This is a genomic window from Azonexus sp. MM2026_4 (assembly GCF_055901855.1).
Map to the genome: position 1 here is coordinate 3,443,779 of NZ_CM148380.1, position 13,184 is coordinate 3,456,962.

Annotated in this window: 14 protein-coding genes; 10 read left to right on the top strand and 4 right to left on the bottom strand. The window is 64.7% G+C overall.

Annotation, left to right across the window (positions count from 1 at the left end; translation table 11 throughout):
- Genes rpsD through rplQ form a run of 3 tightly spaced genes read left to right on the top strand, consistent with a single transcriptional unit; the run spans position 1 to position 2,088 of the window.
- Entirely contained in the window at positions 1-630 is a 630-nt protein-coding gene (gene rpsD / locus AC0KWY_RS16215) for a 30S ribosomal protein S4 (RefSeq protein ID WP_474026506.1), read from the top strand.
- Positions 631-654: 24 nt separating this feature from the next.
- On the top strand, positions 655-1,629 hold the full coding sequence (locus tag AC0KWY_RS16220; protein ID WP_416693816.1) for a DNA-directed RNA polymerase subunit alpha: 975 nt from the start codon (positions 655-657) through the stop codon (positions 1,627-1,629).
- 57 nt (positions 1,630-1,686) lie between these two features.
- Entirely contained in the window at positions 1,687-2,088 is a 402-nt protein-coding gene (gene rplQ / locus AC0KWY_RS16225) for a 50S ribosomal protein L17 (RefSeq protein WP_474026507.1), read from the top strand.
- 64 nt (positions 2,089-2,152) lie between these two features.
- Here the strand turns inward: rplQ and AC0KWY_RS16230 are convergent, their stop codons facing one another.
- Positions 2,153-3,694 (bottom strand): SpoIIE family protein phosphatase, encoded by a 1,542-nt coding sequence (locus AC0KWY_RS16230; RefSeq protein ID WP_474026508.1) that lies wholly within the window; start codon positions 3,692-3,694, stop codon positions 2,153-2,155.
- A gap of 115 nt (positions 3,695-3,809) precedes the next feature.
- The gene (locus AC0KWY_RS16235; protein WP_474026509.1) at positions 3,810-5,606 is read right to left on the bottom strand and encodes an ABCB family ABC transporter ATP-binding protein/permease; all 1,797 of its coding nucleotides are present in this window, start codon (positions 5,604-5,606) and stop codon (positions 3,810-3,812) included.
- 92 nt (positions 5,607-5,698) lie between these two features.
- On the opposite strand from AC0KWY_RS16235, the gene AC0KWY_RS16240 reads away from it, so the two are divergent.
- The 4 genes from AC0KWY_RS16240 (at position 5,699) to AC0KWY_RS16255 (ending at position 8,612) form a co-directional block, all read left to right on the top strand.
- Positions 5,699-6,094, top strand: a complete 396-nt coding sequence (locus AC0KWY_RS16240; protein WP_474026510.1) for an acyl-CoA thioesterase — start codon at positions 5,699-5,701, stop codon at positions 6,092-6,094.
- Between the two features lie 62 nt (positions 6,095-6,156).
- Positions 6,157-7,236: an OmpP1/FadL family transporter gene (locus AC0KWY_RS16245; RefSeq protein WP_474026511.1), complete on the top strand. Its 1,080-nt coding sequence runs from the start codon at positions 6,157-6,159 to the stop codon at positions 7,234-7,236.
- Positions 7,237-7,242: 6 nt separating this feature from the next.
- Positions 7,243-7,764, top strand: a complete 522-nt coding sequence (locus tag AC0KWY_RS16250; RefSeq protein WP_474026512.1) for a DUF2802 domain-containing protein — start codon at positions 7,243-7,245, stop codon at positions 7,762-7,764.
- A gap of 8 nt (positions 7,765-7,772) precedes the next feature.
- Entirely contained in the window at positions 7,773-8,612 is an 840-nt protein-coding gene (locus AC0KWY_RS16255) for an SPOR domain-containing protein (RefSeq protein ID WP_474026513.1), read from the top strand.
- Here AC0KWY_RS16255 and AC0KWY_RS16260 read toward each other — a convergent pair.
- Positions 8,609-8,929, bottom strand: a complete 321-nt coding sequence (locus tag AC0KWY_RS16260) for a hypothetical protein (protein ID WP_474026514.1) — start codon at positions 8,927-8,929, stop codon at positions 8,609-8,611. The two genes, AC0KWY_RS16255 and AC0KWY_RS16260, sit on opposite strands and share 4 nt — an antisense overlap.
- Before the next feature lie 53 nt (positions 8,930-8,982).
- On the opposite strand from AC0KWY_RS16260, the gene AC0KWY_RS16265 reads away from it, so the two are divergent.
- A complete protein-coding gene (locus tag AC0KWY_RS16265; RefSeq protein WP_474026515.1) occupies positions 8,983-9,363 on the top strand; it encodes a RidA family protein in 381 nt (126 codons plus the stop codon).
- A gap of 5 nt (positions 9,364-9,368) precedes the next feature.
- Positions 9,369-11,396, top strand: coding sequence for an ATP-dependent DNA helicase RecG (gene recG / locus AC0KWY_RS16270; RefSeq protein WP_474026516.1), 2,028 nt, complete (start codon positions 9,369-9,371; stop codon positions 11,394-11,396).
- Here the strand turns inward: recG and AC0KWY_RS16275 are convergent.
- Positions 11,386-12,276 carry an alpha/beta fold hydrolase gene (locus AC0KWY_RS16275; protein WP_474026517.1) on the bottom strand — a complete coding sequence of 297 codons (891 nt, stop codon included), beginning with the start codon at positions 12,274-12,276 and terminating at the stop codon, positions 11,386-11,388. The genes recG and AC0KWY_RS16275 overlap by 11 nt on opposite strands.
- A gap of 131 nt (positions 12,277-12,407) precedes the next feature.
- On the opposite strand from AC0KWY_RS16275, the gene AC0KWY_RS16280 reads away from it, so the two are divergent.
- Positions 12,408-13,154, top strand: coding sequence for a M48 family metalloprotease (locus tag AC0KWY_RS16280; protein WP_474026519.1), 747 nt, complete (start codon positions 12,408-12,410; stop codon positions 13,152-13,154).
- The last annotated feature ends 30 nt before the right edge of the window (positions 13,155-13,184 follow it).

The window sequence follows — 13,184 nt, forward strand, 5'->3', positions numbered from 1 at the left end:
GTGGCTCGTAATCTCGATCCGAAATGCCGTCAGTGCCGCCGCGAAGGCGAAAAGCTGTTCCTGAAGGGCGAAAAGTGCTTCACCGACAAGTGTGCCATCGAGCGTCGCTCGTACGCACCTGGCCAACACGGCCAGAAGTCCGGTGCCCGTCTGTCCGACTACGGCGTCCACCTGCGTGCCAAGCAGAAGATCCGTCGCGTCTACGGCGTGCTTGAAGGCCAGTTCCGCAAGACCTTCGCCGAAGCCGAGCGCCGCAAGGGCCAGACCGGTGAAAACCTGCTGCAGTTGCTGGAAGCCCGCCTGGATTCCGTCGCCTACCGCATGGGTTTCGGCGCCTCGCGCACCGAATCCCGTCAGGTCGTTCGCCACAACGGCGTCCTGGTTAACGGCAAGCGCGTCAACATTCCGTCCTACCTGGTCAAGCCGGGTGATGTCGTGCAACTGACCGCCCGTGCCCGCGCCTCGCTGCGTTGCAAGGCTGCGCTCGAAGCTGCCGAATCCCGCGGTTTCCCGGAGTGGATTTCCGTCGATGTCAAGGAAGGCAAAGGCACGTTCAAGGCCATGCCGCAGCGCTCGGAGCTTCCGGCGACGCTGAACGAAGGTCTGGTCATCGAACTTTATTCGAAGTAACCCGCAAGCAGAGGAATCTAGCCCATGCAAAGCAGTGGACTTCTCAAGCCCCGCATCATCGACGTGCAGAGTGTCTCGCCGGTCGAAGCCAAGGTGGTCATGGAACCGTTCGAACGCGGTTTCGGTCACACCCTCGGCAACGCCCTGCGCCGCATCCTGTTGTCGTCGATGCCGGGCTACGCGCCGACGGAAGTGTCGATCGACGGCGTGTTGCACGAGTATTCGACCATCGACGGTGTTCAGGAAGATGTCGTCGACATCCTCCTGAATCTGAAGGGCGTCGTTTTCAAGTTGCACAACCGTGAAGTTGTCACCCTCAAGCTGGCCAAGGAAGGCGAGGGCGTGATTCGCGCTGGTGACATCGAGTTGCCGCACGACGTCGAGATCATCAATCCGGAACATGTGATCGCCCATCTCTCCGCTGCCGGCAAGCTGGCGATGGAAATCAAGGTGGAACGCGGTCGCGGTTACGTGCCCGGCAACGTGCGCAATCTTGGCGATTCGAAGACGATCGGCCAACTGGTCCTGGACGCTTCGTTCAGCCCGGTGCGCCGCGTTGCCTACGCGGTCGAAAATGCTCGTGTCGAGCAGCGTACCGATCTGGACAAGCTGATCGTCGATATCGAAACCAACGGTGTCGTCGAGCCGGAAGAAGCGATCCGCTACGCTGCCCGCGTACTGATCGAGCAACTCTCGGTGTTCGCCGATCTGGAAGGCACCGCTCCGGTTGCCGAGGCTTCCAAGCCGGCCCAGGTCGACCCGGTGCTGCTGCGTCCGGTCGATGATCTCGAACTGACGGTTCGCTCCGCGAACTGCCTCAAGGCCGAGAACATCTACTACATCGGCGATCTCATCCAGCGCACCGAAAACGAGTTGCTCAAGACGCCGAACCTGGGTCGCAAGTCGCTCAATGAAATCAAGGAAGTTCTTGCCGCACGTGGTCTCACGCTCGGCATGAAACTGGAAAACTGGCCGCCCGCCGGTCTGGAGAAGGCGTAAGCCTTTTCCCGATCCGGGCAGTCAAGGGACGCCTGCAGAACATAGAAAGGATTAACCATGCGTCACCGCAATGGACTTCGCAAACTGAACCGTACCAGCAGCCATCGCCTGGCGATGCTGCGCAACATGACCGTTTCCCTGCTCCGCCACGAGGCCATCAAGACCACGTTGCCGAAGGCCAAGGAACTGCGTCGCGTCGTCGAACCGATGATCACCCTGGGCAAGAACCCGACGCTGGCCAACAAGCGTCTGGCCTTTGACCGCCTGCGTGATCGTGAGATCGTCGTCAAACTGTTCGCCGAAATCGGTCCGCGCTACGCTACCCGTCCGGGTGGTTACCTGCGCATCCTGAAGTGCGGCTTCCGCGTCGGCGACAATGCGCCGATGGCGTTTGTCGAACTGCTGGATCGCCCGGAACCGACGGAAGCGGTTGAAGTCGCAGACGAGTCTGGCGAGTAAGACTGTCAAAGCATCAAAAAAAGGCCGGAGTGTTCCGGCCTTTTTTCATGGTGGCGGCGTTTGCTCAGGGGCAATCGACGAACATCAGCGAAACGTCGTCGGCGGCCGCGTTTTCTCCCAGATGTGCAGCCAACGCGGTTTCCAGGCAAGCGAAGCGGTTTTCGCGCGGTTGGCCTTGTAAGGCAGCAAGAACGCCTTCGCTGCCAAACTGCCGACCTTCGCCATCGATCGCTTCAAGCAATCCATCGGAATAGAACAGTAACTGACTCCCCGGGTTCCAGGTAAAGCAGCGAGGCGAACAATTGATCCCCTCGCTCTCCAGAATGCCCAGCGCCAGATTCTCCGAGGCGAAACGCAGTGCCGGATTGCCGTCCGGATCGAGCAGGAAAGCTTCCGGCGTGCCGCCGATCCAGATTTCGCCGGTCATGCCCTTTTCGTCGAGGCAGATCAGCGTCGCCGCGACGAACCGGCCGATCGGCATCGACTCCTTCAACTGCTGATTGAGCTCGAACACCAGTTCGGAGATATTCACGTTCAGGCGGGTCATCCGGTAGAACAGCGCCAGTACCGGCAGCACGCTGATCGCCGCCGGCAGGCCGTGTCCGGTGGCGTCGGCCAGCAGTGCGTAGAAGCGTCCCTCGGCGGAGCGCGCGGCGGCAACGATATCGCCACTGAAATTCTCGGTGGCGGTGACCTTGTAACGCAGCCTGGGGTCGCTCAGGCCCGGGCGGTGCAGCAGCTTTTCCATCAGGCGGACCGCCAGTTGCTGTTCGCTCTGGCTGTGGTCGTAGTAGGTCTGCAGCAACGCCGCGTTTTCCTGCAGTTGTCGGGCCGCCTTCTGGCGTTCCGAAATGTCGCGGATGACGCAGACGTAGAGACCTTCCTGGTCGATCGATACTTCGGAGATACCGATTTCGACAGGGAAGTCGCTCAGGTCTCCACGTCGCCCGACCGCTTCGCGGTCGCGCCCCTTGAAGGCGCTGAGCGCGCAGACCGGGCGCCCATGGCGGTCGATGGCGGTGCTGGTGGATGGCAATTCGGGCAACAGCGTGCTGACCGGTTGCCCCAGCAGGTCGCGGATGCGCCGGCCAAAGATACGCTCGGTGGCGCGATTCAAACTCAGGATTTCGCCCTTGCAGTCGACCGTGATGATGGCGTCGAGGACGTTATCGGAAATGGCCTGCAGGCGTTCCAGCGAGACCGCAGCATTCCGTTGCAGGGCCAGCGAACGCTGCATCGAGCGCAATTTTGCTTCAAGGACGACGAAATTAATCGGTTTCGTCAGGTAGTCGTCGGCGCCGGCCTCCAGGCCCTCGACCAGGTTCTCATCGCGGTTGAGTGCCGACAGGAAAATGATCGGCACCCACTTGTCCTTGCTTGCCGCCTTGATGCGGCGGGCCGCCTCGAAGCCGTCCATGACCGGCATCATGATGTCGAGCAGGATCAGGTCCGGGCGATCCTTTTGGAACCGCTGCACCGCCTGTTCGCCATTCTCGGCGAGGATGACATCGTGCCCGAGCTTCTTCAGGAAGACCTGGAGAATATGCAGATTCGTGCGATTGTCGTCGACCGCCAGAACGCTCATCTTGTCGAATGCGTTGCTCATTTTTGCAGGCCTGTACTCACCGATGGAAAGCCGTTGTTCGATAGTCTGATCGAAACATTGATGACTGGCAGATGCCGGCTAGGGCGACATCCTACCATGTCGCGGGTGATGCCCATCAAATGGCGCTCTCCCGTTGCTGCAGCAGCCACATGTTGGCATATTTTCCATTTTTTGCAACCAGTTCGCCATGCGTGCCGCTTTCGACGATGCGGCCGGCATCCATGACCAGGATGCGATCGGCGTTCATGATCGTCGATAGGCGATGGGCGATCACCAGCGTCGTTCGTCCGCGCGCGGCAAGCTCAAGCTGGGCCTGGATCGCCTTTTCGGTCGCCGAGTCGAGGGCGGAAGTCGCTTCATCGAAGATCAGGATCGGCGGATTCTTGAGCAGGGCACGGGCGATCGCGACGCGCTGCTTCTCGCCACCGGAGAGCTTCAGGCCGCGCTCGCCGACCCGGGTCGCGTAACCTTCGGGCAGGCCGCTGACGAAATCGTGCAGGCTGGCGGCGCGGGCGGCGGCGATCACCTCCTCGTCGCTGGCAGTGGCGCGCCCGTAGCGGATGTTGTAAAGAATGGAGTCGTTGAACAGCACCGTGTCCTGCGGCACGATGCCGATCGCCGAGCGCAGGCTGTGCTGGGTGAGCTGGCGCAGGTCGTGACCGTTGATGCGGATGCTGCCGCCGGTGACATCGTAGAAACGGAAGAGCAGGCGGGCCAGCGTCGACTTGCCGGCGCCACTATGGCCGACGACGGCGACGGTACTGCCGGCGGGCACGTTGAAACTGACATCGCGGAGGATTTCCCGGTTCGGCTCGTAGGCGAAGTTGACGCCGGCGAACTCGATCGTCACCGCCTGCCCGCCGGGCAGAGTCTGGGCGTCGGGCGCGTCGGCAATTTCGCGGTGTTCGTTGAGCAAGCCGAACATCCGCTCGATGTCGGTGAGCGCTTGCCGCAGTTCGCGATAGACGATGCCGAGGAAATTGAGCGGCAGGTAGAGCTGGATCAGGAAGGCATTGACCAGCACCAGATCGCCGATCGTCATGCTGCCAGCGACGACGCCGCTCGCGGCGCGCCACATCATCGCCGTCACGCCGAGGGCAATGATCGCCTGCTGACCGAGATTGAGACAGGCCAGCGTGGTCTGGCTGCGGGTGCTGGCGTTCTCCAGCTGGCGCAACTGCTCGTCGTAGCGGTCCGCTTCCCAGCGCTCGTTATTGAAATACTTGACCGTCTCGTAATTCAGCAGGCTGTCCACGGCGCGCGTATTGGCCGCCGAATCGCTCTCGTTGACGGCGCGCCGGATGGCGATCCGCCAGTTGCTGACCTTGATCGTGAACAACACGTAGGCGACCAGCGAAAGCACGGTGATGACGACGAAACCAGCGTCGTAGCGGACGAAGAGAATGCCCAGGACGAGCGCGATCTCGACCAGCGTCGGCAGGATCGAATAGAGCGAATACGAGATCAGGCTGGAAATCGAGCGGGTACCGCGCTCGATGTCGCGGGAAATGCCGCCGGTCTGCCGCTCCAGGTGAAAGCGCAGCGATAGCGCGTGCAGATGCAGGAAGACCTCCAGCGCCACCTTGCGGATCGCGCGCTGGGTAACCCGGGCGAAAAGGATTTCGCGCAGTTCGGTAAACAGCGAGTTGCTGAACCGCAAACTGCCGTAGAGCGCGAGCAACATCACCGGCAACGCCAGCACTTCGCCGGAGAGGCCGTCGATCATCTCCTTGAAGATCAGCGGTACGCCGACATTGGCCAGCTTGGCGGCGACCAGGCAGAACAGGGCGCCGACGACGCGGACGCGGTATTGCCAGAGGTAGGGAAAGAGCAGGCGCAGCGTCTGCCACACGTGCAGATCCGGCAGCGGCTGGCCGGCGGGCGGTTTGGGCAGGGCGGAGGCGCGACGCATGGCTGGGGGCGCGAGAAGAAAGGAAGGCGAGTATATGAAATCCGCCGCCTTTCCGGGAAAATCCCGACCATCCAGAAACCGGCCAACGAACCATGCAAACCGAAACCCTCCAGCTTCCCGATCGTCAACCCACGCTGCGCGTCGTGCCGATGCCGGCCGACCTCAACCAGAACGGCGACGTCTTCGGCGGCTGGGTCATGGCCCAGGTCAACGTCGCCGGCGCCATTCCGGCGATGCGCCGGGCGCGCGGCCGGGTGGCGACGGTCTCGGTCAATTCCTTCCAGTTCCGGCAGGCGATCTCGGTCGGTGACATCGTCAGTCTCTACTCGGAAATCGTCCGCGTCGGCCGCACCTCGATCACCGTCCGCGTCGAGGTATTTGCCGAACGTCATCACGACCGGCCGATCGTCGTCCGCGTCACGCAGGCCGAGCTGACCTACGTCGCGATCGATGAATCCGGCGCCAAGCGCGAACTTTCTGCCGAATGAAACACGGAAATGGAATAAAATCGCGCGATTGAATTAATCGGAAGCCTTCGAGGAACGAAGCAATGCACAAGCACACGATGCGTCTCCTGCCAGCCATGATGCTGCTGGCCTATGCCGGCCTGGCGCCGGCGGCGGGTTTTCAGGCCCTCGAACAGAATGCCAGCGGGCTGGGAACTGCCTATGCAGGTTCGGCGGCAATTGCCGACAGCGCGGCGACGATGTTCGCCAATCCGGCCGGCCTCACCCGTCTGGCCGGCATCAATGTCTCGCTGGGCGCCGTCGGTGTCGCCGAAAGCTACAAGTTCCAGAATGCGGCCGGCGTCTCGTCGGGCGGCGATGCCGGCAGCACCAACGTGCTGCCGAACGCCTACATCAGCTGGCAGGCGGTGCCGGGTCTCAGCTTCGGTCTCGGCATCTCCCGTCCCTTCCTCAACGACATCCAGTACAACGCCGGCTGGGATGGTAAGGACGACGGGATCAAGTCGGAAATCACCACGCTCAATCTCAACCCGGCCGTTGCCTACCGGGTCAACGACAAGGTTTCGCTCGGCCTGGGCCTGAACTACCAGCAGCTGGACATGCACATGACCGCCACCGGCGGTGCCTTCAAGGGTGACGACAGCGCGCTCGGCTGGAATGCCGGAGCCCTGTTCACGCTGTCGCCGGCGATGCGCGTCGGCGTTGCCTACCGCTCGAAGATCGACCACGACGTTGCCGGCCTCGATGTCGATACCCCGGCCAGCGTCACCCTGTCCGTCTGGCAGCAGGTGTCCGACCATTGGGAAGCGATGGGCGACCTCTCCTATACCCACTGGAGCGGCGTAGACGACACCGACTTCGACAACTCCTGGCGTATTGCCTGGGGTACGGCCTACAAGCTCTCCGAGGTGACCAAGCTCAAGTTCGGCGTCGCCTACGAGCGCAGCCCGGTCGGCACCAGCAATCGCCCGGTCCAGATGCCTGACAGCAACCGCCTGTGGCTGTCGCTGGGCGGCCAGTGGAAGCTCGGCCGCGCCAGCCTGGTCGATGTCGGTTACGCCTATCGCTACATGCGCGACGCCAAGATCAACGACGGCGGCGCCGTCGGCAAGTACGAAAACGGCGCGCACGTCCTCGGCGTTCAATACACCGTCGGGTTCTAAGGGGTCGTGCAGGGAAGCGGGCTGCCTTCGCTGGAAATCGCCGGTCTGACGATCGGCGTGCGCGAAGGCGTCCTCGTTCTGCTGATTCTGGTTGCGCTGTACATCGGCTTCGTGCTGCTCCGCTTCCGCCGGCCGCCGCCACGCCAGACGGCGATACAGGCCGAGCCGGCGGTCGTTCCGCCTGCCGTGGCGACGATCTCGGCAGCACCCGAAGAGCCGGCGTTGCCGGCCTATGCCGAGACCGCCTCCCATCTCGCCAGCGAACTGCTGGCCGAAGGCCTGGAGCGGGAACTCGCCCAGTTGCGTGACGAAGTCGAGGTCATGCGCGGCGAACTGGCCGCGCTGCGCGAGGACATGCAACAGGAACTGGCCCACCTGCGGGCGACCCAGACGGTGGCCCCGATCTATGGCGACGCGATGCAGATGGCGGCAGCCGGTTACGATGCCTCGATGATTGCCGAGCGCTGCGGCATTGCCCGTGCCGAGGCGGAACTGGTCGTGGCTCTGGCGCGCAGCCGGGTCGAGTGAGGAAGATGATGACGGAAAAACGCGCAGAAACGGCGCCGCAGGTCGAACCGGAATTGCGGGCGCAACTGGCCCGCCGGCTGGCTGTTGCCGGTACCCTGGTGGCGGTCCTGCTCGGCGTGCTGGCCATCTTCGACCGCTTCTCGCAGCCGGCCGAAGAGGAAGAAGTGGCGGTCTACACCCGGCCGGTGCCGGTGGCGCCGCCAAAAATCCTGACCCAGCCGGTGACCCCGGCCGAATCCGAGGCAGCGCCACCCGCCGAGGCCGCTGTACCGGAAACCCCGGAGCCGGCGACCGCCGGCGCCAGCGAGACACCGCCGCCGCCCGAAGTGGCGGCCACGCCGTCGCAACCGGTGGCGCAGCCGGCAGCCCCCGCGGCAACAAAGACGGTGCGGCGCAACGTCGCCCCGGCGGAACCTGAAGTCGTCCCGGAAATGACGGCGCCGCCCCAATTGCTGCCAGTCGCGCCGGCCACACAGCCCGCGCAACCGCTGCCGACGGCGCGGCCAACCGCCCCGCCGACGTCAGCCGCGCCGCAGTCGGCGCCGACGACGGTGCCGGCAGCCAAGGTACTGAAGACCACGCCCGCCGCCGCGCGACCGCTGGCTGGTGAAGCGCCGGCGGCACCCCGCCTGTTCTCCGGCTTCGTCCTGCAGGCCGGCGTTTTCGCCAGCGCCCAGCGCGCCGAGGAACTGCACGCCCGGCTGACCTTGAATGGCGTGCCGTCGCAGATCGAAGCGAGGGTCCAGGTCGGTCCTTTCCGGACCCGCCGCGAAGCCGCCGAGGCGCAGGCGAAGCTGCGCGAACTGGGGATCGAAAGCCTGCTCGTCGAGCCGAAGGGCAATCGCTAGGCGCTTTTTTGCAGCCGGCGCAGGAAGACTTTCATCTCCTTGGCCGCCTGGATGTCACCGCGCGCTTCCGCCACCCGGATGCCGTCGCTGTAGGCGTTCGCCGCCGCGGCGCTCTCGCCAGCCTGGGCCAGCGCCTTGCCCAGCGCCTTCCACGCCGCGGAATAATTGGGGTCGCGGTCGACGGCGGCGCGGAAGCAGTCCGCCGCCTGGCGCGGCGCGTCCGCCTTCAGGTACTCGTTGCCCAGCGAGAAGCGCAGCAGCGCGCCATCGCGCGGGCCGCCAAGCAGTTTTTCCAGGGATTCGATGCGTGGGTTCATGGAAGCTCGGGTCTAGAATAACGGTTTTGCAAAATCACCAAGAGGAACGCAACATGGCCAAGACCATCATCGCCACGCCGCATGCGCCGGCCGCCATCGGCACCTATTCGCAAGCCGTGCGTGTCGGCGACACCGTTTACCTGTCCGGGCAGATCGGTCTCGATCCGGCGACCATGCAGATGGTAGACGGCATCGACGGGCAAATCGTTCGCGTCTTCGAAAACCTCAAGGCGGTTGCCGAAGCGGCCGGCGGGACGCTCGCCGACGTGGTCAAGCTCAACGTCTTCCTGACCGACCTCGGCAACTTCGCCAAGGTCAATGAAACCATGGCCCGTTATTTCAGCGAGCCCTTCCCGGCGCGCGCCGCCGTCGGCGTCAAGGAATTGCCGCGTGGCGCATTGGTCGAAGCCGACGCGGTGATGTTCCTCGGCTGATCCGCATGTCCCAGGCGCCGATCCGCGCCTCCGACGCGCTGAAGAAGAAGCTGGCCAAGATCGGCCTCCACACGGAGGCCGATTTGCTGGTCCATCTGCCGCTGCGCTACGAGGACGAAACCCGGGTCACCCCGATTGCCCGCGCCTTTGCCGGCGAACCGGTGCAGATCGAGGTCAGCGTCGCCGACAGCGAAATCCAGTTCAAGCCGCGCCGCCAACTGGTCGTCCGCGCCTACGACGAGAGCGGCGAGATCACGCTGCGCTTCTTCAGCTTCCACCCGAACCATCAGGCGGCGTTCAGCGCCGGTGCGCGGGTGCGGGCTTTCGGCGAGGTGCGCGGCGGCTTCTTCGGGCTGGAGATGGTGCATCCGCGTTTTCGCAAGATCGCCGAAGGCGAGCCGCTGCCGAGCGAGATGACGCCGATCTACCCGTCCACCGCCGGGCTTGCCAACTCGGCGCTGCAAAAGCTGATCGGCCGCGCCTTGGCCGATGGCGACCTCTCCGAGACGCTGCCCGACGAGATTCGCCAGCGGCTGAAACTGCCCGGCTTGGCGCGCAGCCTGCACTTCCTGCACCGGCCGCCGCCGGGCACCGACGTCGATACGCTGCACGCGCGCAATCACCCGGCCTGGCGCCGGGTCAAGTTCGACGAGGTGCTGGCCCAGCAACTGTCGCTGCGCCGCGCCTACCTCGCCCGCCGCGAGCAGGGCGCGCCGGTGCTGGTGGCGCGGGACGACCTCGGCGCCCGCCTACTCGACCGCCTGCCCTTCGGCTTGACCGGCGCGCAGTTGCGGGCGATGGCCGAGATCGCCGGCGACCTCGCCCAGCCTTACCCGATGCAGCGCCTGCTGCAGGGCGACGTCGGCGCCGGCAAGACCATTGTCGCCGCGCTGGCGGCCTGCCAGGCGATTTCTGCCGGCTGGCAGGCGGCGTTCATGGCGCCGACCGAAATCCTCGCCGAGCAGCATTACCTGAAACTCAAGGACTGGCTGGAGCCGCTCGGCGTGCGCGTCGCCTGGCTGTCCGGCAGCCTGAAGTCCAAGGCCAAGCGCGCGCAACTGGCGGCGACGGCGGCCGACGCGCAACTGGTGGTCGGCACGCACGCGCTGATCCAGGACGGTGTCGACTTCGCTAAGCTGGGCCTGGCCATCGTCGACGAGCAGCACCGCTTCGGCGTTGCCCAGCGCCTGGCGCTGCGCAAGAAGGGCAGCAACCCGCACCAGTTGATGATGTCGGCGACGCCGATCCCGCGCACGCTGGCGATGAGCTACTACGCCGACCTCGACGTCACCGTGCTCGACGAACTGCCGCCCGGTCGGACGCCGATCAAGACGCGGCTGGTCGCCGACAACCGCCGTCAGGATGTCGTCGGCTTCGTCAAGAAACACGTCGAGGAAGGTCGCCAGGCCTACTGGGTGTGTCCGCTGATCGAGGAGTCGGAGGCGCTGCAGTTGCAGACGGCGGAGGAAACCTACGCGCAACTTTCCGCCGATTTGCCGGGCTTGACCGTCGGCCTGGTACACGGCCGCCTGAAGGCCGACGAGAAGCAGGCGGTGATGAGCGCCTTCGCTGCTGGCGACATTGACGTGCTGGTGGCGACGACGGTGATCGAAGTCGGCGTCGATGTGCCCAACGCCAGCCTGATGGTCATCGAGCACGCCGAACGCTTCGGCCTGTCGCAACTGCACCAGTTGCGCGGTCGGGTCGGCCGTGGTCAGTACGAGTCGAGCTGCGTGCTGATCTACGCCGGGCCGCTCGGCGAAATCGCCCGCCAGCGGCTGAAGATCATCTTCGAGAATACCGACGGTTTCGAGATTGCCCGCCAGGACCTGCAGATTCGTGGTCCCGGCGAATTCGTCGGCGCCCGCCAGAGCGGCGTGCCGCTGCTGCGCTACGCCGACCTGGAAATGGACGCCGACCTGGTCGAAATGGCGCGCCAGATCGCTGAGGAAATGCTCACCGGCCACCCGGCGCTGGCCGAAAAACACCTGCAGCGCTGGCTCGGCGCCCGCGAGGAACTGCTCAAGTCCTGAACCAGTCCTCGATCAGCGCCGCCACCTGTGCCGGCTGGTCGTGGTGCAGCATGTGGTCGGCGTCGTCGATCCAGCTTTCGCGGATGTCGGCGAAGCAGGCGCGGCGCGCTTCCCAGTCGCCCGGGCGGGCGGCGAAATCGCGCACGACCCAGGACTGGCGGCCGCTGATCCAGAGCACCGGGCAGTTCACTTCGCGCCAGATCGCCATCGATTCCTCAAGGCGGAACAGGTAGGGCGAGGTCGCCTTGTGCCAGGGGTCGCCGTTCCAGATCTCGCCGTGGCGGAATTCGCCCTGGCGGTTGGTGCCGTCGCCGATGCACGCCAGGTGGCGGGAAAGAAACTCGGCGCGTTCCTCAGTCAGGTAAGGGTCGCTTTTCAGCAGCCGGCGGGCGAAGGCCTGGCGGTCGGGATAGGCGTGCATGCGCGGCGGTTCTTCCAGTTGCTCCAGCCACTGCCGGTAGCGGGCCGGCGCCATGTCGGCGGTGGTCGGCGCGATGCCGATGCCTTCCAGCGACACCAGCCGCTGCACGCGCTGCGGCCGGATGCCGGCGTACAGCGTGCCGAGGATGCCGCCCATGCTGTGGCCGGCGATGCGTACCGCCTGGTCCGGGGCGTAGCGGTCGATGATCGCCGCCAAGTCGCCCATGTGCTCGGCGAAGAAATACGGCCGGTTCAGCCACTGCGACTGGCCGAAGCCGCGCCAGTCGGGGGCAACGATGTTCCACTCCTGCGCCAGTTCGTCGACGACGAACTGCCAGGAGGCGGAAACGTCCATCCAGCCGTGCAGCAGGAACAGCGTCGGGGCGTCGGCACGACCCCAGCGGCGGATGTGCAGGCGGACGCCGTTGACGTCGAGGAATTCGGATCGGGAAGGCTGCATGCTTGGTGAAATCACGGGATCGAGCCGCCGATTCTAGCCGATGTGGCAAATACGTCAGCAGGCGATGCCCTGGTATTGCCAAAGGCATATAATGCCGGCATACCAAACCAAGCAAAAGTCAGGGAGCATTCATGAAACGTCGCGATTTTGTCCTGCTGGCCACCATGTTTTCCGGCGTCAGCTTCGTCAATCAAGCCAGCGCGCAGTTCAATTGGGGGCGGGCGCTGGACGCCGGTCGCAGTCTCCTGCAGTCGGAAACCATTTCCGATTCCGAGTTGCGCGTCTACTTCGACCGTCTGGCCGCCAATTCCGATCGCCAGAACCAGCTTGCCGGTTCCTTCTCGCCCTACGGCCAACGCATCACCAAGTTGTCGGAAGGGCTGAGCAGCTACGATGGGCTGACGCTCAACATCAAGGCTTACCTGTCTTCCGAAGTGAACGCCTTCGCCATGGCCAACGGCGTCATCCGCGTCTATAGCGGTTTGATGGACCGTTTCAGCGACGACGAAATCCGCTACGTGATCGGCCACGAAATCGGCCATATCCAGGCCGGTCACACCAAGGCGCGCATCCAGACCGCGCTGCGCACCAGCGCGCTGCGCAGTGCCGTCGCCTCGACCGGCGGTACCGCCGCCGGGGTCGCCGATTCCGCGCTGGGCAGCCTGTTCGAGCAGGTGGTCCGCTCCAAGCATTCGCAGACCAACGAGAACGAAGCCGACGACCGCGCGCTCGCCTTCATGCGCGAAAAGCAGTATCCGCTGCAGGCCTGCGTCAGTGCGCTGGAAAAGCTGGAAGGACTGGGCGGCAACAACGCCTCCTGGCTGTCCACCCACCCCAGCCCGCGCGAGCGCGCCGACCGCATCCGCGCCCAGATCTAAGCTGGCACTCACTTCGCCCGGGTTGGCCGG